A 21610-nucleotide genomic window follows, 5' to 3' on the forward strand; every position below is an offset into this window, starting at 1 on the left:
AGGGTCAGGCGGTGTTGCGTCCGCCGCTGAGGTCGAGGGTCTGCCCGGTGGTATAGCTGGCCTCGCGTGAGAGCAACCAGGCTGCGAGTGCGGCGAATTCCTCGGGTGTGCCGACGCGTCCCATTGGTACCCTGGCGAGCAATGCGGCATTGCGTTCCGCGCTGAGGTCGTCGAGCATCCGGGTCCGCATCATCGATGGCGCGACGGCGTTGACGGTGATGCCGTCGCGGGCGTACTCCTTGGCCGCGGTCTTCACCAGGGAGATGACTGCCGCCTTCGACGCGGAGTATGCCGCCTGGTGCGGGTTGCCTTCTCGTCCGGCGATCGAGGACAGGATGGTGACGCGTCCGTAGCCGCGTTCACGCATCGGCGGCAGAGCCGCGGCGAGGCCGTGCAGGCAGCCGTCAAGGTTGATGGCAAGGGTGCGCTGCCAGCCATCGCGCGGGGTCTGGTCGATCGGGGTCTCGGGTCCTTGCACCCCGTGAGCGAACAGCGCGCCGTCGAGTCGTCCGTAGGTGCCCAGGATCTCGGCAATTGCTTGGGACCAGGCGTCGGGATTGGTGACGTCCAGGGGCAGGCAGGCCTCGGCTGAGGAGCCGTCCCCGCTGGCTGCCACGTCGGTGCGAATCACGGTGGCGCCCTCGCGGGTAAGGCGCTGACACGTCGGTGCAGCGAGTCCTCCGGCGGCTCCGGTGACCAGGATGACTTGGTCACGGTATCGGCCGGGCCAGTAGTCGGTGCTGGTGGGGAGGGTGTCGAGGAATTCGGTCATCGGCGGGCTCCTGCTGTGTCGATGGAGTTCAGAAGTGTGGTGGCCGCCAAGTGGAGTGCCGTGAGATGAGCGTTGGTCCCTTCGCGTTCGACCAGGGCGACGTTGGGGACCTCGACGCTGATCGGCACGTCCGGCAGGGCGCGCAGGATCTCGGCCAGCGGGAACGCACCAGCCCCAGGCGCGAGGCGATGTGACCGGGACTCGAGCTGGCGCGGCGAACCGTCGAGGCTCTGCCCGAGCGGCAGCTGCGCCGGCGTGGGCAGGTCTGGGACCGAAGACGGGCCGTCGCAGAGCTGAACGACCTCGACGATTTCCGTGGGCAGTGCTTCGAGGTCGGCAATGGTGCCGCCGGCGCGCACGAAGTGCAGTACATCGAGCATGATCCCTGCACCGGTCACCTGGGCCAGCCGCATGGCCGCGGCGACGGTGTTAACGCACTGATATGAGATCGGCTCCAGGCACGGGCGGATGCCGAACGCGGACGCGTCGGCCACCAGCGCGGCCAGAGAGTCCTGCAGCCGGGACGGATCAGGATCTGCCCCGATGACGTTCAGGAGGCGCGCGCCGAGCGCCGCCCCGGCGGCCAGGGCGGGTGTCCAGTCCGCTGGCCCGCGCGCACCGTCGAGGGTGAAGGCCTCGACATCCAGGACGGAGACTCCGGTCGCGCGGCAGCGCCGGACCGTCTCAGCGGTCATTGGCGTGCCGGGGGCGATCGGGTAGCGGGCCTCCGTCTTGGTGGCAGGGAACACCCGCACGCCGACAGAGGTGAACCCCGCCTCGCCTGCCGCGGTGACAAGAGAGGGCGGGGTCAGGTGCAGGGCCGACAGATGGGCGAGCCCGAACTTGACGTTCACGTTGAACCACCATCCGAGTTTGGGTATTGACGCAGCGCGTGTGAGGTTCCTACGCTGCTCCGACCAGAATGTATACGTAGTCATTCGGTGTCAATGACTCCCTGGCAGCAGGACCTTCCATATCCCGGCGGCCCGTAGAGTGATCGGTGGCCACGGCAAGTTTGGAGCAACGATGCCCCACAACGACTCTCACGCATGGCCCGTGGAGACGGCGGCCGTCCCCGCAGCGACTCCGCAAACCTCAGGTGGCGCTTCGCCGCGGCGCAGGGCGGCCGCCAGCATGGCCGGTGCTGTCATCGACTGGTATGACTTCTTCCTGTACGGCTTCGCCGCAGCGACGATCTTCGGCCCGCAGTACTTCCCGTCGCACGACCAGTTCATCGGGACTCTCGCGTCAATGGGCTCCTTCGCCGTCGGGTTCGTCTTCAGGCCGCTGGGCGGGGCGATCTTCGGGCACTTCGGCGACCGCATCGGGCGTCGGCAGATGCTGTTCCTCACTGTGCTGATCATGGGTCTGGCCAGTGCCGCGATCGGGGCACTGCCCACCTACTCGCTGATCGGCGTCGCCGCCCCCATCTGTCTGGTGCTGCTGCGCGCACTGCAGGGCATCGCGGTCGGTGGCGAGTGGGGTGGGGCGGCGCTGATGGCCGTGGAGAGCGCCCCGCAGGGAAAGAAGAACTTCCTGGCCAGCGGTGTCCAGGTCGGTTCCTTCATCGGTCTGCTGCTCGGCACGGCCGTGTTCTCACTGATGCAGGCCCTGACCACCCAGACCCAGTTCGAGGCCTGGGGCTGGCGCATCCCGTTCCTGGTCAGTATCGCTTTTACCGCCATCGGACTACTCATCCGCAAGGGCGTAGAGGAGTCCGCCGAATTCGCCAAGGTCAAGGTGGAGCGACAGCGCGCCTCGGCGCCACTGTGGGTGGCGCTGAAGACCTCGCCGCTGCAGATCCTCGCGGTGATCGGCATGCGGCTGGTCGACCAGGGATGCTTCTACATCGCCTTCACCTTCTCCCTCGTCTACGTCGAGAACTACACCGAGCACCCAACGAGCACCGTGCTGACCGCCTCGATGATCGCGCTGTGTCTCGGCTCGTTCCTCACCCCCGCCTATGGCAAGCTCGCCGACCGCGTCGGCGTCCGCTGGTTCTACATCGCCGGCCCGCTCTGCGCCGCCGCGGCCGCGATCCCGTTCTTCCTGGCCCTGCGTTCGGGGTCTCTGACGCTGATGACGCTGGCTTTCTTCGCCCTGATCAACCTGGGCCACAACGTCTCCACCGCGGTGCAGCAGACCTGGTTCACCGGCATGTTCGACATCTCCGTCCGCTACAGCGGCGCCGGGTTCGGCTACGCCCTCGCCGGAGCGGTCGGCGGTTTCATCCCCCTGGTCGCCACCGCTCTTGCCGGACACAGCGGCAACTGGCTCGGTGTGGCGCTGCTCCTGGGCTCTCTCGCCCTCGCCGCCTTGGTCACCAGTCTGTTCGCCTACCGATGGACCTCGGCAGGGTCGATGGCTCGGCGGCACCGGCCTGCATGAGCGCGGCGGCAAGGTGTCGGCCGCGCAACCGGCGGCGGCGCGCTGTGCGCCGCCATCGTCGCCGCCCACTACGAGACCGCCTGACCGTGCCGGACACGGTCGACGTCCCAAGCAAGACGAGCAAGCAATGCGCCAGGGAAGCACCCCGGCACGAGGAGAATGCGCCATGAGTGCGAAAACCATCATTCCCATAAACTCAGAAGGGGAAGCGGCACAGCTGGACTGCGACCTGCTGGTGATCGGCTCAGGCGCGGGCGGGCTGTCGGCCGCGGTGACCGCCGCCTGGCACGGCCTGAAGGTAGTGGTCGTCGAGAAGGATCCGGTGTGCGGCGGCGCCACCGCCTGGTCCGGCGGCTGGATGTGGACGCCGCGCCACCCCCTCGCCCACGCCGAGGGCTTCGTCGAGGACGTCGACCAGCCGCGTACCTACCTGAAGAACGTGCTGGGCAAGGACTTCGACGAGGCACGGGTAAACGCCTTCCTCGAAGCCGCCCCCTACATGGTCGGCTTCTTCCACGAGCACACCGCTCTGCGCTTCGTCAACGGCGCCAAGATCGCCGACATCCAGGGGTGGCAGCCCGGCGCGAGCACCGGCGGCCGCCAGGTGGGTCCCAAGCCGATCAACGCCCGCCGCCTGAGCAGGTCCCTGCGCCGCAAACTGCGCCCGCAGATGTACGAGACCTCCTTCCTCGGCATGGGAATCATGGCCGGACCCGACCTGCAGCACTTCCTTCACGCCACCACCTCGGTGAAGGGCTTCTTCCATGCCGCCTGGCGCGTCGCCTTCCACGTGCTGGACCTGATCACACACCGGCGAGGAATGCAGCTGGTCAACGGGCCGGCGCTCGTCGCCCGGCTGGCGAAGTCCGCCGAGGACCTGGGCGTAAAGCTCTACGTGAATGCCCCCGCCACGCGCCTGCTCACCGAGGACAGCCAGGTACGTGGCGCCGTGGTGTCCACCCAGGAGGGCGAGGTGGCAATCCGCGCCCGCCGCGGCACCGTCCTGGCGACCGGCGGCTTCCCGCATGACGACCAGCGGCGCCGCGCCCTCTTCCCCAAGGGCACCGGCGTGGACCACAAGACCCTCGCCCCCGCAGCCACTACCGGCGACGGCATCCGCCTTGCCGAGGAGGTGGGCGGCGTCCTCGACTCCACCGGCGCCTCCCCCGCCGCCTGGTGCCCCGTCTCCACCATCCGCCTGCCGAACGGCCGTACCGGCACCTTCCCCCACATCGTCGATCGAGGAAAGCCCGGCCTGATCGCGGTGATGCGCGACGGCCGACGATTCGTCAACGAGGCAAACGGCTACTACGACTACGCCACCGCGATGATCGACGCGACCCCACCCGGGGACGAGGCGGTCTCCTGGCTCGTCTGCGACCACCGTTTCCAGCGCCGCTACCCCTTCGGCATGGCCAAGCCGTTCCCGATCCCCCAGTGGCCCTACCTGCGCAACGGCTACATGACGCGCGGGCGCACTCTTGAGGAACTGGCGCAGGCCTGCGGCATCGATCCGGTACAACTGCGGCGCACTGTCGAGGAGTTCAACCAGCACGCACGCCGGGGCGAGGACCCCGCTTTCCACCGCGGCGCCACCGCGTTCAACCGCGGCTCCGGGGACCATGCCCACGGCCCCAACCCCTCACTCGCTCCCCTGGAAAAGGGCCCCTTCTACGCGATCAGGGTGCAGCCCGGCAGCTTCGGCACCTTCGCGGGCTTGAGGACCGACGGCCACGCACGCGTACTGAACGCGAACGGCGACCCCATCCCCCATCTGTACGCGGCCGGCTGCGACCAGGCCAACGTGATGGGCGGCCATTACCCCTCCGGCGGTATCAACATCGGACCAGCCATGACCTTCGGCTACGTCGCTGCCCGTCATGCAGCGGACGCCACCACCTACGAAACCCAGACCAGGGCTCGTTGAGTGGCCGTCCGCACACAGTGAAGAGACTGAGCGGGCCTGCAATCCCGCCTCGAACGCGAAACGTTGTCCGTCGAGAGCGCGCGGCCCAGCTCCTACTGACCTTCGGTAGTAGTTGCCCGTCGACGTCAGGAAGCAATGCTGAACGGCCGGTACGCGACGGTGGTTGGCCGCTTCACTCAGACCGCGTTTGAGGATTGCGCGGGCTGTGGTGGGTGCACGCCGGGCACCGGCCGGTGGAGGCGGAAGCGGGCCTTCAGCTCCTGGCCGGCCGCCCCGACGCTGCCGGTGTGGGCAGGCCGCAGCCGGAGCCGGTGGTGGCGCGGCCCCAGGGACGTGGCCTGGGCCTGCAGCAACGGGATGCGCAGCGGCATGAGCAGTTCTTCGCGGAACGGCTCGAGCATGCCCGCCGCATGCGCGGCACCTGGCCCTGCCGCATACCCGCGCCGGGAGGCGCGAGGGCTTCGAGCTGGGGCGGTGGCTGGCCAACCGGCGTGCCGACGCCGCCTCGCTGACCATGCAACAGGCCGCCCAGCTGGCGTGAGCGGGACCCGTGGTGGAACCCGCCCCGGCCTGTCGGCTGGCAGCGCACCTGGTACCAAGCCCGCGCCTTCATCGAGCAGCACGATCCGGTCGAGGGCCGGGACAACCTGGGCTGGGTGCTGGCCCGCCGCAGCCTGTCCGACCCCACCGAGATTGCCTACTACCTTGCCCAGGCACCCGTCGGCATCTATCAAGGCGGGCAGGCCAGCCGCCGGCTCTTCCAGCTGAGCAGGGAACTGCACCATGCGCTGCTCGTCCTCGCCGAACGCTCGCCGATGCCGTTCCCCACGTGCGGAGACGTCTTCCGCCAGGCGACCCAGGCCGGCCTGCTGCAGTGATCATGGAGATCAGACATTCTCACGGGACCCCGGTTGGCTGGTGCGCCATCGGATATCGACGGTGGGCTGGCTAGAAGGACGCAACGGGGGCGGTCTGCCGCACTGGCAGACCGCCCCGTGGTCATCGGACCGCGTCGACGACGGACAGCGCAGGGTCATCCTGTGGCGCCCGCGTGCCGGCGCCACAGCCGGTTTTGCTACCCGTTGGAGACGCGGACCGTTCCCTGCATCATCCAGTGATCGCTCAGGCGCTTTTGGTTGTACTGGTCCGACCCACCGCTGAGGATGGGGTTGCCGTTGAGGAGGTCCCACCCGTAGTCGGAGAAGAACATGTAGTCGATCTTGCCTTCGTCGTGGGTGTCACCGTGTTCCGGATCAGCCTCGAAGTTGTCGGCGTACATCGGCTTGATCGCGGCGTCGTCGGGCTTGAGGTTGAAGTCGCCGCCGGCCACGGTGCGGTAGCCCTGGTCCTGGTACTTCTTCAGCTGATCATGCAGAGACCTGACGGTGGCTTGGCGCTGATGCTTGTCCGGGTCTGCTTTGCCTGCGGGCAGATGGGTGGCGCAGGCGAGGAACTTGTTGGGGTCGTCCTTGAAGCAGGCGGCGGCCTGGGTTCCCTCCGGCCTGCCGTTGGTGCTGGGGAAGGTGATCTTCAGCGGCTTCGGGTCGCCGTCGGGGAATTGCTTGACGGCGATAGTCACCCCGGCGTCCTTGGGCTGATTGATGTCGGGGTCGCAGATGAACGGCTCACCGGTCTCCACATTGAGCCCGTTGACGTGGGAGACCTTCCAGTTGCCTGTCCCTGTGGCGTTGAGCTGCTTCTTGAGGTAGTCCCCGTAGTAGGACTTGCAGCTCTCGTTGAACATCACCACCGCGACGCGCGGGTCCCTCTTGACCCAGCCCACCATTTCGTTGACCTTGCCGTACCGGTCACCGAACGAATGATCCCAGCACGCGGTCTTGGAAGCCCCGCAGATGTTCCACGTGATCGCCCGTACATCCGTGGGAATGCTCATTAATCGATGTTCAGCGGCCCCTGCCGGGGCCGGTCCTGTCAGCGCGGCGAAGAGTCCTCCGACCGCAGCCGTCGCCAGCAGCGCTCTACGAGTGCTCATGGCGCCCCCTTTTCGGTTGACGTGTACCCACCATAACGACATAGGGGGCATGTCCCCGGCAGCCCGGCCCCTCGGCGTGTCGCTGCGTCAAGGGGAAGCTCTACGGCGCCTGGGCACAGATCGGCAGGATCGGTCTGCCGTATCTGGCAGACCGTCCCCGTCGATCTGTGGCGCGTGCAGCGGTCAGCCGTCGCGCCACGCAGCACGGCACAATGCAGCCGGTCTTGAAGTTCTGCATCGCGTAGTGGCTCGTCCATCGGCTCTCCGTCCAGGAGTAGCTCAAGCAGGACCCGCATCAGCATGAGCACCGAGCAGCACGACGCGTGCGAGGAAGAGCCGGCCCGCATCAGACAGCACCAGAGCGAGGCGATGACCGCGCGCATCTCCGTGTCCGAGGCACTCACCCGGGCCGGGGTCTCCCCCGCACAGGCGGACGGGCTCGTCTCGCAGCTGGAGGCCGGGGCCGTGGCCGGCGCCCACACCTGGATCTGTCGAGAGCAGCACCCCGCACGGTTCGGAGGAGGAATTCGAGGAGGCTGGTTCCAGGGCGCGCGAGCGGTACCGAGCAATTTGCTGCGCATCACCGACACCACCGCCGCCCAGCGCGGGCGAGCCGATGGCCTGCCGTGGCCGGGGCGTCGGTCAGGGAGTGTCGCCAGAGTAGAAGAAGCGGCAGCTCACACCCGGGCCCGGTATTCGAGGCCCGCCGGGGCGCGGCCCGAACAGCGACCGCCCGCCGGGAAACTGACCGAGCTCGGTCGACAGGGCCGCGCCACCATCGACTTCCCCGGGCCGCCAGCCGGTGATGTCCAGCAGCAACCCATCCAGCGGCCCGCCAATGAGCACGGCGTGGGTCTGGTGCGGGAGCGGCCCCGGGTCGGGGTCGTCGTGGTCACAGCCGTAGACCCGGCCGCCCAGCAGGGCCGGGATGTTGTCACCCAAGCAAGTCGAGCAGCTTCCCGCGATTGGCATGCGAGGGGCGTAACCGTCCGTGGCGTTCAGCCCTTGGGAGCGTCTTCTCAGGAGCTGAACGCTCTCTTCACGGACCCCGACAGCTGCTATAAACAGTTGCTGGGTATGCCCGGCGAGGGCGAATCGGTCAACGTTTTGGCCCAGTGGTGTACCCGGCTGGCCTGGCAGATGCGTTCGGCTGTCTGCTCTGTATCCAAGTTCCATAGTCGTCGATCGTTGGTGTCGCCACCGAGGGTGGCCAGAGTGCGGCCCTGAGGGTTCAGGGCTATCGCTTTGATGGTGGCATTGTCGCCATCGAGGACCGCTGTGGTCTGGCCGGTATCCACCTCCCACAGTCTGACCGTGCGGTCGTGGCTGCCCGTGATCAGTGTCCGCCCACTGGCGGTGAAGGCAACCGCTGTCACGACATCCGTGTGCCCGTGGAGCACGGCGATGCCCCGTGGTCTGGTGATGCTCCACAGGCGGGCCGTCCGATCACCACTGGCGGTAGCAAGAGTGTGACCGTCACGGCTGAATGCCAGAGCCGTGACAGCATCGGTGTGCCCTTCAAGTACGGCGCTGCTCCGTCGGCTAGCGATGTTCCACAAACGAGCGGTCCGATCGTTGCTTGCGCTGGCAAGAGTTTGGCCGTCCGGGCTGAATGCCAGGGCGTTGACGGCCTCCTTGTGCCCACGGAGGATCGCGATGCTCCGGCGCTCGGCAACGTTCCACAGCCGTACGGTTCCGTCGTAGGCGCCGGTGGCCAGGGTCCGGCCGTCGGGGCTGAAGGCCACCGCCAGGACGGTAGTGCGGTGTCCACGAAGGATTGCGGTCTGCTGGTGTGTCGCGGTGTTCCACAGCCGCACGGTGTGGTCGTAGGAGCCGGTGGCGAGGGTGCGGCCTTCAGGGCTGAAGGCCACTCCCCATACAGCGTTGTCACCAGCTTTCCAGGCGGCGGCCTCTTTGTTCTGGGAAACGTCCCATAGTTGGACCGTGCCGTCGGCGAAGGTCGTGGCAACGGTGGCGCCGTCGGGGCTGAACGCGGTTCGCTCCGCGGTGGCGGTATCGCCGAGTTCGGCGGTTGCCCGGCGACTTGCCACGCTCCACAGCGTGACTCTCGCATGCCTATCGGCCGTCGCAAGGGTACGACCGTCCGGGCTGAACGCCACACCGTTGGCGTCTCCGGTTAGTCTGCCGATCTTGCGGTATGTGCGGGAATCCCAGAATTTGATGCTGTCGGGGCCAGCGGTGACCACGGTGCGTCCGTCGCGCGAGAATGCGGCAGCAGTCAGCGAGTCCGCACCGCTCTTCAGCGTAGCCAGCACTCGCCGTGTTGAGACGTTCCACAGCCTGGCCGTGCCGTCATCGCTGGCTGCCACCACGGCTCGCCCGTTCGGGGAGAAGGCCAGCGCACGGATGGCGTCCAGGGGCCCGGTGAGGACGCCGGTCAGGCGTCGGGATGCCGTGGACCACACGCGTACCCTCCGATCGCTTCCAGCTGCGGCCAGGCTTCTGCTGTCCGGTGAGAAAGCCACCGCCAAGACGGTGCCGGCACTCTGATCGATGGTGGAGGTGATCTTCCGTGTCGTGGTGTCCCACAGTTTGACTTTGCCGTCGGAACTTCCCGTCGCCAGCATCCGCCCGTCCGGGCTGAACACCACAGCGTTGACGATGTTGGCATGGCCAGTGAGGGTGGCGATCTCCCGGTGCGTCGTGGTGTTCCAGAGCTTGACGGTGTGATCCGCGCTGCCAGTGGCCAAAGTGCGACCATCCGGAGCGAAGGCCACCGCGTTCACCGCGTCGGTGTGCCCGACCATTTGGTTGGCCGTGTACTTGGCGTAGGAACTGAGCAGACTGCTGCGGGCTTCCACCGTGGGGGCCAGCCGGAAGCCTTTAAGCGCCAGCATCATCGCCGTCTCCGGCTGCTGGGAAAGCGTGGCATCGGACCTGGCCGCCAGTTCCCGGGACCTGGCGACGTCTCGCTGCCGGTTTGCCGCGCGCTGGGCGTGCACCGCGTATGTGGCGGTCGCTGTGGCCACCAGGAACAGGATGCTGAGCAGGACCATCGCCTGTTGCCGCCACCGGTTGCGGCGTCGTACCGCTGCCGCTTCCGCCGCTTGCGCGGCCAGGCTTGCGTCGAGGAACTCCCTCTCGCTGGCCGACAGAGTCGACCCAGGCAGCGCAGCGGCCAGTTCCAGACGGGCGCCTCGGTACAGCGCGCCCGGGTCACGGTCCAAGTGCTCCCAGATGTGAACCGCTTCCGTGAGCTGCCGGTGAACGCGCAACCGTTCACGGGCCTGGTCGATCCACTGACGTAATCGGGGCCACGCCGTGATGAGGGCCTCATGCACAAGAGCCACTGAGAGGCCGTCGAGCGTAACGAGCCGAGCGGTGGCCAACCCCTCGAGTACTTCAGCGGTGGCCGGTGAACTCTGCGGGGCCAACTCCTCGCGAGGTGCCGGGCGGCTCGTGTCCTGCGTACCTTCCCCGGGGTTGATCAGGCGCAGCAGTATCTCTTGAGCGGTTCCGGCTTGGTGAGGGGACAGGCGGGCGTAGAAGTCTTCGGCGGTTCGGGCAATGGCGCCTGCCACGCCGTCGGCGGCGTTGTAGGCGGTGAGGGTGAGGGTGCGGCCGGTGCGGCGGCGCCAGGTCTCCAGGAGGGCGTGGGACATCAACGGCAGCCCGCCGGGCTTGTCGGTGACCTCTTCGATGATCTTTGCGGTCAGTGCGCGTTCGACGATCAGGCCTGCTGCGGCCGCTGGTTTAACGATGGCCTGGCGCAGCTCAGCCGGGCTCATGGGGCCGACGAGCAAGGTGGCCTCGCGCAGGGCGGCGGCCAACAGATGGTGCTCGGCACAGCGGCTGAGGAAGTCCGCGCGCACCGCGATGACGACGCGCAGCCGGCTGGCCGGATCGGTGGCAGCCAGGAGCTGGTCGATGAACTGGTTGCGCTCGTGTGGCGGGGTGCCCAGGGTGTAGAGCTCTTCGAACTGGTCGACGATCAGTACGGTGTCGCCGTCCTCCTCCGCCGGTGCCAGACGCAGGGCGTGGGTGCGCAGAGGGTACTCGCCAGGGGTGATCACGCGGATCGCCACCGGCTGCGGTCCGTGTTCGGAAGGGGCACGCAGGCGGGGGATGAGGCCAGCGCGCAGGAGGGAGGACTTGCCGCTCCCCGAGGCCCCTACCAGCGCCACCAGACGGTGAGTATCAACCCGGTCGGCCAGCTGCGCTACGAGGTCCTCCCGGCCGAAGAACACCTCCCGGTCATCAGGCTCGAACCGGGCCAAACCCCGGTAGGGCGCATGAGCGACGTCATCAGCTCCCGGCTCGGCGACCACTTCGTGCGCCGCCGCACGCCAGCGCCGTTCCCACTCTTGTGGATCCGCGCCGCAGGCCCGCGCATACGCCAGCACCGCCGCCAGGGACGGCAGTTGCTCGCCCGCCGCGGCCCTGGACAACGTGGCGACCGAATACTCAGTGCGCTGCGCCATGACCCGGTAGGTCAAGCCTCCCGTCTCCTGGCGCAGCTTGCGTAACTCGTAAGCGAAGCGCTGCACCGGCCCGGCTGCCGGGTCCAACGGCCCCTCACGACGCCCCATCCCCATCCCCCACGGGCAGTCCGATTTCAGTGAAGGGACTACCTTCGCACCGCGTTGCGCCAGCTACAACGTGTCTGAATAGCGCCTTTCAGCCGACGATCATCGGCTCGGAGCGATCCGGCTCTTTGTTTCATCCCGCGATCGAGGCGTGCGCAACAACCAGCCGCCCCAGAAAGCTCATCCCTGCGGCCAACCCCATCAGGCGCCGCACCACGACCCGAAATGAGAGAGAACGCATGCGACCGAACGTTGTGACGAGGACACTCGTCAGTGCCACCGCCATCGCCGGAATCACCGCCGGGAGCCTGGCAGGGGCAAGCGCCAGCCTCGCGACACCCACACCGGCTACCAAGCCGGCCGCGAGCTCCCAAGCCGTCGCCCCGTTCGCGGTGAACAACCTCGGCCTGAACACCTCGGAAGCCAAGAACGTCCAGCGCCTACTCAAGGCGGACCCGGTCTGTGGCTACACCGGCGCGATCGACGGCCAGCTGGGCACCGAAAGCTGGAAGGCGATCCAGCGCTGCCTCAAGGGCAAGGGCTGGGGCTACACCGGTCCGATCGACGGCATCGTCGGAAGCGGCACGGTCAAGGCGCTGCAGCGCATGCTGAAGGACTACGGCTACACCGGCGCGATCGACGGGATCGCGGGGGCAGGGACCAAGGCCGCGTTCAAGAGGTTCGCCAACAGCCTCTGACACTGATACCGGTCGTGTGAGCCAGGGACACCGTGAACCGAGCCTGGCCCACCTGGGTCTGGAGGAGGGCTTCCGATCGATGCCTGGCTCAGACCGCCGCTGTCGCGCCGCCCGGGGCCCCGTCGCTGTGCCGTACGTCCGGCCGGCCTCAAGCCCGGCGCCGAGCCCGATCGCACAGCACGGCGGTCTGTCAAAGGGAGGACTGCTGCTCCCCGCCTGTCGCGGTGGGGGGAACCGTGCACTCAAGCGTGGATGAGCCACGACAGGACCATCCGGCAACCGCGCGCCACGCGATCGGCCGCCCGAGGGGGCGAGTCGCGCCGTCCCGGCCAAGGCCGGGACGGCGCGACGGACCGGGTAGTTCAGGGCGAGAGCCCAGGCACGTTGGTGCTCTCTTGGTTCCGAACCGTCGTCCTGAGGAAACGCTGGAGTGCTCCGGCATGGTCAAGGCCACGGTCTGGAAGCCGTGACGTTGTCGCTCACCGGAGACTCGGCAGGACCTGCGCGACTGCTTGGGGAAATGCCCCAGGCTTGGCATGCACAACAGGAGAGAGACTATGACATTGCGTAGGCGCATCGCCATGAGCGCGTCGGTGGTGGCACTTATCGGCGGCACCGTGGCTATCGCACCCACAGCCTCGGCCTACTCCTCGGCCCCGGCAGGGGCCGCGGCCTGGAATCACACCACCTCACTCGGAGGCCCGATCAGGGAGTGCTACGCGGCCAGCTGCGATGTGGTCTGGCAGACCGACTCTGGCGTGCCCTTGGACTGGGACCACTATGCCATCAACGGGTCCGGCAACCGCTGGTATTACGTCCGATACATATTCGGCAACGGCACGCCCCACACCGTCTACGGCTGGATCTACTGCGGCAACGTCACCGCTCCCTGCTGAACCGCACTGACCGGGCAAGTGCTGACGAGACCCCAGGCCCCGGGTGAAGCCTGGGGTCTCGTGGGCTCGCGCGCCGCTTGGCTCTTCCTGCTGATCAGCCGACGCCCGTGCCGACAGCCGGTACGGCGCCCAGGGGCATGGCGGCGGCCTTGTCCGGGATCGCGCGCACGAAGCAAGCCGGACGAACTCCAACCCCGGCAGGCGATCCGGCTCCGGGCGGATCGCGGACTCTACATCAGGGGTGTGCACCACAACCCAACCAAGAGCCTCGGCCCACCACTGCCCCAGGGCCGCCGGATCTGCCGAGTATCCGCAACTACCTCACCAAAGGAGGACACATGCGAGTCAGCGCGCGGTGCACAGCAGCAGTTTTCGCGATAGCAGGTGCATCATTGCTGGGCTTATGCCCCAATACGGCGCACGCGGCCGCGAGGAACTACGAAGCCGTAATCTGCGACAATACGGACGACGGGAACTACTACACGAAGGGCAACGTCGGCGGATACAACCAGAACAATCAGTTCGTACACACCCCGAACTTCGTAATCGGACCGTGCGGGTACCAGCCAAATTGGTGGTTCAAGCCGAATCAGAAAATTGAGGTCAACCTCTACATCGCAGAACGTCACACCTGGGTGAGGAAATACCCAAAGTTCTCTTCGTGTGAACTGATTGGGAACTCCCAACGTGTCTGCGACATGCGCTGACACTCACCACGGCGCCGCTGTGAGCGCGACCAGCACGCGCAGCTGAGGCACGGTGTTCCACCGTCCCGTCCTCAACCAGAACACCGACAGCGGGCTGCACGACGTGCCAAATCGTGCGTGGGGCCAAGCTGACGCAGCACGGCGTGCAAAGCAGCGCTGTCCCCGCGGGCTCAGACGAGAGGTGCGGACCGCGCACGCTGTCTAAAGCGAGGCGTTGCCCGCCTGGCAGCCACGAGGTGTCGCGGTCCGACACTCGAACATCCCGAGAACCAACCGATCCCTCGGAACACCCATAGCAAGGGATTAGGGCCTCCTGGTAGCTCGGGGGTGCGACACTTTCATCAACAGCGGACACCGCAGCGGAAAGAGCGACGCCAACGACTCCCGCGATCGAGTCGACGGTGTCGACTACAGCCAGGTCGCCACCGAGCGACTGGAGCCGTCGCCGCAGACTCCTGACCTGCCATGGTCAAGCCCGTGGTCGACCCGGCCGACGCCGTGGTCGGGCTCACGGTCGGCCCGGCGGGGTTCATGGTCAGGGGCCGTCACGGGTCCCCACCGCTCCCACGCGGGCGCGAGAGCGGTGCGGCACCCGGAGAGCGCGACAACCGGGGCGATCAGTAGAAGTGGCGGACGAAGACGTCCGACTTGCCGTTGGTGTCGCCGGGCACGATGTCATCGGCCGTGGAATGGAAGACCACATCGCGCCCACCGGCGCCGACCGCGTCGGTCCCGGCCGAGGCGGGCTGGTCAGAGACGATCTCGTCGGCGCCCGTCTCGAGGTCACGCAGCGTGAGCGACGGTCCGTTCGTGTCGTGTGGGGCGTACAGCAGATAGCGGCCGGTGGGATCGATGGCCACGCCCCGCACGTTCGGCACCAGCTGGTCGGTGCCCGAGCTCTCGTCGTGGACATAGGTGTCGGAGCCCGAGAGGTAGACGACCTTGCTGCCGTCCCTGCTGAGCTGGACGAGTGTCGCCGCCTTGGCCGGGCCCTCGATCGGGCCGGAGGAGGTGTCGTCGGTCCGGTCCCACACGAAGACGTCCTCCGCCTGGCCGTCCTGGTAGGCGACAAAGCGGCCGTCGCCGCTGATGGACGGCCGGGCCGCGACGGTGTGGTCGAACTCGGCGACGGTCTCCGTGGTGTCGGCGCGCCAGTCCCGTACCTCGATGCGCTGCCGGGACGGCGGTCGATTGAAGGTGGCGACCTGGGCGATGTAGCGACCGTCCGCGCTCAGCGACGGCCGGCTGCAGCTGAGGCCCGGGCAGTTGATGCCGATCGTGCTTCCCGAGCTCACCTGAGACAGGAAGGACTTCGTGTCTCTTTGCAACAGCCCCCAAAAGGCAACGTATTGCCCCTCACCGCTGATCACCGGGCCCTGATTCGTTGGGGTGATGCTGCTCATCAGCGTGGTCTGGATCGTCCGCTGGTCGCGGACGAACACCCTTTCCCATGTCACCGGGTTGGCGGGTGTGAGGTTCTTCGCCAACGACGAAAAGGCGATACGCCGACCGTCGGTCGTGATCGTGGCGCCGGCGGAGTCGCCGTCGCCCTGGGTGCCGTCGGTCGCGACACTGATCCGCTCGACCCCGGCTCTGCTACCGCCCCCGACGCCCGCGGGCTCGGCCGAGGCGGCTCCGGGCAGCACCGCTGTGACCGCGCAGACCACGACCGCCGCGCTCAGGGCGGCCCGCACACGTCTGGTGGCGCTCCAGTTCGTGTGTCCCCTCATATTCCCCCCAGTCAGGATCTGTCCCCCAGCTCCCCACTGGAGGTCCGCAAGCATGGAACCGCGATGGCGCTACGGGGACAATGCGTCACATGACGTATTGAGAGGCCCGGTTTCCGCCACGTGAGAGCTTCCCGGCGAGGCACCAGGTGCCCGAGCGCCAGAACGCGGCGGCGTCGGTACGCTTCACGCCGTCCAAGTCCCGCCCGGTAAAAGCAGGAGATCGTCGCCTCGGGCGGATCCGCCCGAAGCAAGCGTTTCCAATTGCCGTCTCTTTACCAATCGCTCCAGGGGTCTAGCAGCGCCTGGGCCGATCAGGCGACATATGTGCCGCGTTGACTGCGGGATGCTTGAAATGGGAGAGGTTCAGCATGAACTTGCAACAGAGACCCCCGGAAGCCCCGCGGAGCGACCATGGACGGCCCCGAAGAACTGGGCAGGCTGACCGAACAGGCAAACAGAGCTTGGGCGGAACTCTCCGAAGGAAAGCGCGAGGACGATGCGCTCTTTCGTTCGTATCGCACGGTCAGGCGCCAGTAGCCGAAGAGCCACGAGATCGACCGTTCGATCTTCCAGTGGTGTCGGCCGAGGCGTTCGCCACCCGGCCCTCGCTCGTCGTTCACGAACGGGTCGCCGAGGCCGATGAAGACAGGCCACAGCCCTTCGTGGAACCGGCCTGTGCGGGTCGGCGTCCCTCCAGGGAACCCGCAAGATCGACTCTAATGGAGGCTGCCCATGACCGGCATGGCCGCCCGCTACCTCTATCTCACCCGACACGGCGAGGCATCATCGGATGAGAGCCAGCTGACGGACGCGGGCCACCGCCAGGCCGCCCTGCTCGGGGAGCGGCTCCGTGGGGTCCCATTGACGGCGATCCATCACGGGCCGCTGGCCCGCGCCGAACAGACCGCCCGGCTGGTCGGCGAACGGCTCGACGGCGTCCCTTTACGACGCTCGGATGCGGCTGGCGACAGCATTCCGTACCTGCCAGCGCGCGAGGAGCTGCCGCCGGAGACGGCCGACGCCATGCTTGGGTTCCTGGGCCAGTTTTCGGCCGAGGAACGCGAGCAGGGGCCCGGGCTCGCGGCGGCGGCGCTCGCGGAGTTCACCGGACCCGTCGTCGGCGACGAGCCGTGCCACGAACTCGTCATCACCCATAACTTCCTCGTCGGCTGGCTCGTCCGAGCCGCCCTCGACGCCCCGAAGTGGCGCTGGATAGGCATCAACCACGCCAACGCGGCGCTGACTGTCATCCGCTACGCGCCCGGCCGCCCCCCGTCGGTTCTCCTCTTCAACGACACCGGCCACCTCCCCGCCGAGCTCCGCTGGACCGGCTTCCCGCAGGAGCTCCACGTCTGAGACCCGGACCGATTCCTCTATGCATGCTGCGCTCGGAGAGCGCATCGCGGTGGCCACGGCCATCCACTGCGTGGGCGAACTCCTGCGGGGAACGGTGTTTCTGATCGGTGGCGCGCTGGAACAGATGGGCGCCGGCTGTCCTGGCGGCGAGCAGTCGACCGAGACGTTGATGAACAAGATCCTCCAGTGGACCGAGGTCGTGGAGCGGACTGACTTGCCGATGCCGCGCCAGGTCGTGACGGTCGTTTTCGAGGGCCGCGATCCGGTGGCGGGACCGGGCCGGGCCAGTCCCCGACAGCGAACCGCGAGCGATGACGTGCGCACTCGCGGTCATCGCCGACTTCGTAGACCGGGTCGACGGACCGGGAACGTGTGAGCGCGTACTGCTGACTGGGCTCGGCAGCCCCTCGACTGATCCGGCCGCGGCACCTCACGGCGGTCGGCGTGTCCGCCCCTCCCTCAGCGAACCTCGTGCGCTGCACCGGATGAGGGCTCCCCCTCGCGGCTCAGACGGCGGGCATCGACGTACTCGGGCCGGGCGCGGACCACCAGTTGGCGCGCTTCGACCCCCGACCGGGCTCGCTGGGCACGTCTCCGGCTCCGGCTGTCACGGTCAGCACAGACCAGAGGCGACCCGGGCACTCGAAGGGCAGATGCCTAGCGTCGCTTGCCCCTACCAGTGGTAGGCGCGCCATTCAATGAGCAACGAGGAACATCGGGGAGCAACAAAGAGCAACGTCAGAAGATATTGAATGCGACTCTCCCGATCGGGAGAGTGACCGGCACACCAGGGAGTTGCACCACTAGCCCGTACCTGTGTAGACGCGCGGTCCATTCAAGAGTTGCCAGCCGGAAAGTCGCAGGTCGGAGGCCCGAGTGGGGCGTTCTCCGGTGGACCAGGTCGGTGTGCCGGGCGAGGTTGCGCCGTTAATCGCCGCCCTGCGCAAAGTGGTCGCACAGCCACCGCTGCTATTCGACCGTGCCCGCCCCACAGAAGGGTTGAGTGCGACACCGCCTCTACGCATGCGACTTCCGCATGCTCAAAAACCGAAGGCCAAACCCATGTCAACTGATCCGAACACCCCGCGCCGCAACGACCGGGTGTGCCTGCTGCTGCTCGCTCTGGCGGTGATCCCCTTCATCGTGGGGGCCTGGTCTACGTGACGTACCAGCACCCTGCACTGGCCGATCCGCTGGCGGTCGGCGGGACAGCCGCCGCGGTCCTGGTGACCGGACTCGGGTTCGCCATCACCAAGCGGTGAAGCGCCGACGGCTCGCCGCTGTACGTCCCCGCGGTGACGTACAGCGGCGAGCCGGCACGCCGTCCCACGGAGCCGGAGCCGGGATCACGGCGGATGTCCTCATCAGTTCCTGTGAGTGCGTACGCCGTGGTCCAGGAGGTTGGCCGTTTCAGTCGCCCTCAGGATCGCGGGAGGTGGCGGGCTTCGCAGGCGGTACATGCCTCGCTGCCCGGCGGGCGAGTTCGCGCAGCGCCTGGTCGAGTGTGAGGTCCGCGCCGCCGGTCGGTATCCAGCACGACTCGCGGTGGATGCCCCGGCGCCCCGGGGCCGCCCGCTGGCGCGGGCAGGTGCCGCACGCTCCACCGGCCTGCCCGGGGCGGTGGTGATGGAGTGGGACGGTTGGCCTGGCGGACGTTTTCGTCGGGTCGGCACGCCGGAGTAGCCGATGTCTCAATGGGAGTGACCAGGTGAGCGGGGACTCGGTAGACGACTTCGTCGGGTACGACCGTGATGCGGTCCGGCAGTCACTGGTGGACTGTCGGTATTCGAGGGCTGCAGTATTCGCCGTAGAGCGAGCAGTTCCGTACCCGGCCCGGTCAGCTTGATCCTTAACGTCTGGCTTGGTCTCGTTCGTAGAGGGTGCTCGGGCGTTTGACGGTTTTGCCCACGTCACGACGGATGGCGGGGTGCCGGTTCTTGGAGCCGGGCGGGCGTCCGGGGCCGGGATGGCTGCGTTTGGGCACGCGGGCCGGGCATGGCAAGTTGGGTCGGAGGTGTCGGAACCCGCGTCGGACGCGGGTCGGGGTGAGAGCGACGCCGGGGCGGGTGGTCTTCTCCCAGGGCTTGCGCTGGTCGATGGCGAGCGGGGCGGCGAGGCGGAGCTGCGTGTGCGCAGTGATCACGAGCCAGGTCCAGTGGTCTGCCGCCTGCGGTTCACGTAGCCGCGGCCGGGTCCAGCCCAGGGACTGTTTGAATAGGCGAAACGTGTGTTCCAAGTCGAATCTTCGCAGGTAGCAGGACCAGACGAAGTCGACATCGGCCGGGTCGACGCCGGTGGCCGAGGACCACAGCCAGACCGGTGGCGCGTCGCGGTCGCCGGGCAAATGATCCACCTTGAGGCGGATCAACGTGCCCTCGATGATGGGGAGTTCGCCGTCGTGGTCGATCCAGGCGGAACGCTGCTGGAGTTCCGGGTGGAGCCGGTCCCATGCACGGGCCTCTGCCTTGCCGTAGCGAGGCGTGTCGTTGACCGTCACCACCGACGGCTCTGTCCAGGTCTGCGGCCTCGCGAGACTGAACTCCTTGCCGTGCTTGGGCGGCCGACCACCCTTGGGCCGGTAGACGCGGGGTGGGGCCGGAAGCCGCAGGGCACGGTCCGAACGCAGGCGCCCCACCAGTTCGAGGGGCAGGTCCCGCAGCAGCCAGGCCAGGCGCATCACGTCGTAGCCGGCGTCCATCACGATCAGCATGTCCCGGTCTCCGGGTCGCCACTGCCCGGCCGCGATCAGCCGCTCGGCCACCTGCCGGAGCTGGTCGGCCGTGACGGCCGCCGCGTCGTCGGCGGGCCCGAGGCGGACCGCGTCCAGCACCGCGGTCCACGAGGTGCGGTCCGGTGTCAGCGCGGCGACGAAGGAGTACGGCCAGCCCGGAATGATCTGCGCGTCCGCCTTGGAACGGCCATGGACGTGGCAGAACAGCCGCTCCGGCGAGCACGCGGCGTCCGAGCGCAGCCACGGGGAGACATCCACGGCGAGCACGATCCGCCCGCCGAAACGCGGCAGTGGCACTGACGCCAGGAGATCCCGCAGCCGGTCCACGTCCAGGCGGCCGTGGTTCAACGCACCGTACAGCGAGCCGTAGCCCCGGCGGTGCTCGGCGAGCAGGGAGAGCTCGACCGGTGTCCGCGTCGGGCCGTCCGCGCACAGCAGCGCGTCGGCCAGTTCGAAGAATGCGTCCGCCCGCCTGGACAGACACCCGTAGAAGACCGTCCGAAAGCGTGACAGTTCCGCGAACGCATCCCGCCCGCCGGCTGGCACCAGCACACTCATCATTACGGCCTTCCTTGTGAACTCCCGCATCTCATCGCAGAGTTCAGGATCATGAGGAAGGCCGCCCTCATACCCTGCAATCACTCCAAAGAGTGACCACACGAATCGGGCCCGAGGTTAAGGATCAAGGTCAGAAGCTGTGTCGGAACCGGTGATCTGTGACGTTCTGTAGCGGACGGCGAGGCAGGTGGCCAATCGGCGGGCGCGGCTGTGGTCAGGGCCGTAGACATGCGGTGAGTGCTTGAACTCTGGCCGTGAGGTGTGTACGGCTGGATGGTCTTGCTTGTGGCGAATCGCCGCCAACTGCTGGAGGGCCTTGCAGCCGACCTCCGTCACTGAAAGGCCACCACCTGCGGAGCAGGCGCCCGGTTCAGCCTGCCAGCTGCTGAAGCCAATCGCGCAGCAGCGCCGTCTCGGTGTCTCGCAGAGGTACCCCGGTGCCCGCAGCCGGTGGCTTGGTGGCGAGCACGGTTTCCAGTGCGGCGTCGAGGGCGAGTGCGCGCGAGGCCAGGTCCGACCCGGATGAGGCGGGCGGGTCCGTGGTGATCGAGGCGATGACGGTGTCCCGCAGCCGTGCCGAAGTGGTCAGGTCCCGCTCCGAGGGCTCTTCGCCGATCAGCGCCAGCGTGGCACCCGTGGTTGCCGCGTGGATGACGCGGGTCGCCTGCGCCACCGGAACCCGAAGGCGCCCGGCCTCGGCCGCCCGGCCCAGCAGTGTCACCAGCAGGGCGTGCGCCTCGTCCGCGGCCGGGGGCCGCCGCCCGGGCTGCACTGTGCCGTACATGAGCATGTAGAACGCGGGGTGCCGCACGCCGAAGTCGACGTGCAGGTCCCAGCCGCGGTAGAGGTCGGCCACCGGGTCGTCGGGGGTCAGCGCCAGTGCCTCCCGTTTCTCGGCCAGGTACATCTCGAACCCGTAGGCGGCCAGCTCGGCCAGGAGTCCGTCCTTGTCGTCGAACATCCGGTACAGCGCGGGGGCCGTGATGCCCGCGGCGGCGGCGACAGCGCGCGTGGAGACCGCCTCACTGCCGCCCTCCTCCAAGAGCTTGGCGGCCACCTGCAGCACCTGGCGCCGCGCGGCGCGTCGTCCCTCGTTCATGGAACAACGATATCTCATTTTGCGTATCGCCGCCTTATCGGTGCTACTGTTTCAACCGGAACGACGATCCATACTGCTGGTGGTCGGCGTCGGCCCGCGACACCTGGGCATGCGCCGCACCCCGGCCGGGGCCGTCGGCCCTCACTCGTGGAGCCGTGCGGCCGACCGCCGCAGCGGGCAGCTCATCGTCCGCCCGCGCCACCGAACA

At 67.8% G+C, this 21610-nt stretch carries 17 protein-coding genes and 1 pseudogene; 8 read left to right on the forward strand and 10 right to left on the reverse strand.

Going from position 1 to position 21610, the window contains the following annotated elements:
- Positions 1 to 4: 4 nt before the first annotated feature.
- Positions 5 to 772: an SDR family NAD(P)-dependent oxidoreductase gene (locus tag ACMTAK_RS02115; RefSeq protein ID WP_413804539.1), complete on the reverse strand. Its 768-nt coding sequence runs from the start codon at positions 770 to 772 to the stop codon at positions 5 to 7.
- On the reverse strand, positions 769 to 1626 hold the full coding sequence (locus ACMTAK_RS02120) for a sugar phosphate isomerase/epimerase family protein (protein ID WP_413804540.1): 858 nt from the start codon (positions 1624 to 1626) through the stop codon (positions 769 to 771). The genes ACMTAK_RS02115 and ACMTAK_RS02120 overlap by 4 nt, the downstream gene beginning before the upstream one ends.
- Before the next feature lie 280 nt (positions 1627 to 1906).
- On the opposite strand from ACMTAK_RS02120, the gene ACMTAK_RS02125 reads away from it, so the two are divergent.
- Positions 1907 to 3160, forward strand: coding sequence for an MFS transporter (locus ACMTAK_RS02125; protein WP_413804541.1), 1254 nt, complete (start codon positions 1907 to 1909; stop codon positions 3158 to 3160).
- Positions 3161 to 3326: 166 nt separating this feature from the next.
- Entirely contained in the window at positions 3327 to 5087 is a 1761-nt protein-coding gene (locus ACMTAK_RS02130; RefSeq protein ID WP_413804542.1) for an FAD-dependent oxidoreductase, read from the forward strand.
- Between the two features lie 176 nt (positions 5088 to 5263).
- On the opposite strand, the gene ACMTAK_RS02135 is transcribed toward ACMTAK_RS02130, so the two are convergent.
- Positions 5264 to 5488 (reverse strand): hypothetical protein, encoded by a 225-nt coding sequence (locus ACMTAK_RS02135; RefSeq protein WP_413804543.1) that lies wholly within the window; start codon positions 5486 to 5488, stop codon positions 5264 to 5266.
- A gap of 255 nt (positions 5489 to 5743) precedes the next feature.
- Between ACMTAK_RS02135 and ACMTAK_RS02140 the strand changes: the two genes are divergently transcribed.
- Entirely contained in the window at positions 5744 to 5965 is a 222-nt protein-coding gene (locus ACMTAK_RS02140; protein ID WP_413804544.1) for a hypothetical protein, read from the forward strand.
- Between the two features lie 197 nt (positions 5966 to 6162).
- Here the strand turns inward: ACMTAK_RS02140 and ACMTAK_RS02145 are convergent, their stop codons facing one another.
- From ACMTAK_RS02145 to ACMTAK_RS02155, 3 genes are all read right to left on the reverse strand, one after another.
- Positions 6163 to 6981 carry an endonuclease/exonuclease/phosphatase family protein gene (locus ACMTAK_RS02145; protein WP_413804545.1) on the reverse strand — a complete coding sequence of 273 codons (819 nt, stop codon included), beginning with the start codon at positions 6979 to 6981 and terminating at the stop codon, positions 6163 to 6165.
- 741 nt (positions 6982 to 7722) lie between these two features.
- On the reverse strand, positions 7723 to 8022 hold the full coding sequence (locus ACMTAK_RS02150) for a hypothetical protein (RefSeq protein WP_413804546.1): 300 nt from the start codon (positions 8020 to 8022) through the stop codon (positions 7723 to 7725).
- Positions 8023 to 8138: 116 nt separating this feature from the next.
- Positions 8139 to 11609, reverse strand: coding sequence for an nSTAND1 domain-containing NTPase (locus ACMTAK_RS02155; RefSeq protein ID WP_413804547.1), 3471 nt, complete (start codon positions 11607 to 11609; stop codon positions 8139 to 8141).
- 257 nt (positions 11610 to 11866) lie between these two features.
- Between ACMTAK_RS02155 and ACMTAK_RS02160 the strand changes: the two genes are divergently transcribed.
- Positions 11867 to 12325 (forward strand): peptidoglycan-binding domain-containing protein, encoded by a 459-nt coding sequence (locus ACMTAK_RS02160; protein ID WP_413804548.1) that lies wholly within the window; start codon positions 11867 to 11869, stop codon positions 12323 to 12325.
- A gap of 557 nt (positions 12326 to 12882) precedes the next feature.
- A complete protein-coding gene (locus ACMTAK_RS02165; RefSeq protein ID WP_413804549.1) occupies positions 12883 to 13221 on the forward strand; it encodes a hypothetical protein in 339 nt (112 codons plus the stop codon).
- 147 nt (positions 13222 to 13368) lie between these two features.
- On the opposite strand, the pseudogene ACMTAK_RS02170 reads toward ACMTAK_RS02165, so the two are convergent.
- Positions 13369 to 13509: pseudogene (locus ACMTAK_RS02170) on the reverse strand (VOC family protein); the annotation flags it as partial.
- A gap of 50 nt (positions 13510 to 13559) precedes the next feature.
- Between ACMTAK_RS02170 and ACMTAK_RS02175 the strand changes: the two are divergent.
- On the forward strand, positions 13560 to 13928 hold the full coding sequence (locus ACMTAK_RS02175; RefSeq protein WP_413804550.1) for a hypothetical protein: 369 nt from the start codon (positions 13560 to 13562) through the stop codon (positions 13926 to 13928).
- A gap of 617 nt (positions 13929 to 14545) precedes the next feature.
- Here the strand turns inward: ACMTAK_RS02175 and ACMTAK_RS02180 are convergent.
- Positions 14546 to 15658 (reverse strand): TolB-like translocation protein, encoded by a 1113-nt coding sequence (locus ACMTAK_RS02180; RefSeq protein WP_413804551.1) that lies wholly within the window; start codon positions 15656 to 15658, stop codon positions 14546 to 14548.
- Positions 15659 to 16390: 732 nt separating this feature from the next.
- On the opposite strand from ACMTAK_RS02180, the gene ACMTAK_RS02185 reads away from it, so the two are divergent.
- Both ACMTAK_RS02185 and ACMTAK_RS02190 read left to right on the forward strand, forming a co-directional pair.
- Positions 16391 to 17014, forward strand: coding sequence for a histidine phosphatase family protein (locus tag ACMTAK_RS02185; RefSeq protein ID WP_413804552.1), 624 nt, complete (start codon positions 16391 to 16393; stop codon positions 17012 to 17014).
- Positions 17015 to 17033: 19 nt separating this feature from the next.
- Positions 17034 to 17390, forward strand: coding sequence for a hypothetical protein (locus ACMTAK_RS02190; protein WP_413804553.1), 357 nt, complete (start codon positions 17034 to 17036; stop codon positions 17388 to 17390).
- A gap of 1473 nt (positions 17391 to 18863) precedes the next feature.
- Here ACMTAK_RS02190 and ACMTAK_RS02195 read toward each other — a convergent pair.
- The gene (locus ACMTAK_RS02195) at positions 18864 to 20303 is read right to left on the reverse strand and encodes an NF041680 family putative transposase (protein ID WP_413812772.1); all 1440 of its coding nucleotides are present in this window, start codon (positions 20301 to 20303) and stop codon (positions 18864 to 18866) included.
- Between the two features lie 370 nt (positions 20304 to 20673).
- Positions 20674 to 21402 carry a TetR/AcrR family transcriptional regulator gene (locus ACMTAK_RS02200; protein ID WP_413804554.1) on the reverse strand — a complete coding sequence of 243 codons (729 nt, stop codon included), beginning with the start codon at positions 21400 to 21402 and terminating at the stop codon, positions 20674 to 20676.
- Between the last annotated feature and the right edge of the window lie 208 nt (positions 21403 to 21610).

The organism is Streptomyces lacaronensis (genome assembly GCF_047337785.1).
In the GTDB taxonomy this organism is placed as follows: Bacteria; Actinomycetota; Actinomycetes; order Streptomycetales; family Streptomycetaceae; genus Streptomyces; species Streptomyces lycopersici.

Bases quoted from the DNA above. Each gene is read 5' to 3' on its own strand.
- ACMTAK_RS02115 (WP_413804539.1), bottom strand. From the start codon at position 772: ATGACCGAATTCCTCGACACCCTCCCCACCAGCACCGACTACTGGCCC.
- ACMTAK_RS02125 (WP_413804541.1), top strand. From the start codon at position 1,907: ATGGCCGGTGCTGTCATCGACTGGTATGACTTCTTCCTGTACGGCTTC.
- ACMTAK_RS02130 (WP_413804542.1), top strand. From the start codon at position 3,327: ATGAGTGCGAAAACCATCATTCCCATAAACTCAGAAGGGGAAGCGGCA.
- ACMTAK_RS02135 (WP_413804543.1), bottom strand. From the start codon at position 5,488: ATGCTCGAGCCGTTCCGCGAAGAACTGCTCATGCCGCTGCGCATCCCG.
- ACMTAK_RS02145 (WP_413804545.1), bottom strand. From the start codon at position 6,981: ATGAGCATTCCCACGGATGTACGGGCGATCACGTGGAACATCTGCGGG.
- ACMTAK_RS02160 (WP_413804548.1), top strand. From the start codon at position 11,867: ATGCGACCGAACGTTGTGACGAGGACACTCGTCAGTGCCACCGCCATC.
- ACMTAK_RS02165 (WP_413804549.1), top strand. From the start codon at position 12,883: ATGACATTGCGTAGGCGCATCGCCATGAGCGCGTCGGTGGTGGCACTT.
- ACMTAK_RS02175 (WP_413804550.1), top strand. From the start codon at position 13,560: ATGCGAGTCAGCGCGCGGTGCACAGCAGCAGTTTTCGCGATAGCAGGT.
- ACMTAK_RS02180 (WP_413804551.1), bottom strand. From the start codon at position 15,658: ATGAGGGGACACACGAACTGGAGCGCCACCAGACGTGTGCGGGCCGCC.
- ACMTAK_RS02185 (WP_413804552.1), top strand. From the start codon at position 16,391: ATGACCGGCATGGCCGCCCGCTACCTCTATCTCACCCGACACGGCGAG.
- ACMTAK_RS02190 (WP_413804553.1), top strand. From the start codon at position 17,034: ATGCATGCTGCGCTCGGAGAGCGCATCGCGGTGGCCACGGCCATCCAC.
- ACMTAK_RS02195 (WP_413812772.1), bottom strand. From the start codon at position 20,303: ATGAGTGTGCTGGTGCCAGCCGGCGGGCGGGATGCGTTCGCGGAACTG.
- ACMTAK_RS02200 (WP_413804554.1), bottom strand. From the start codon at position 21,402: ATGAACGAGGGACGACGCGCCGCGCGGCGCCAGGTGCTGCAGGTGGCC.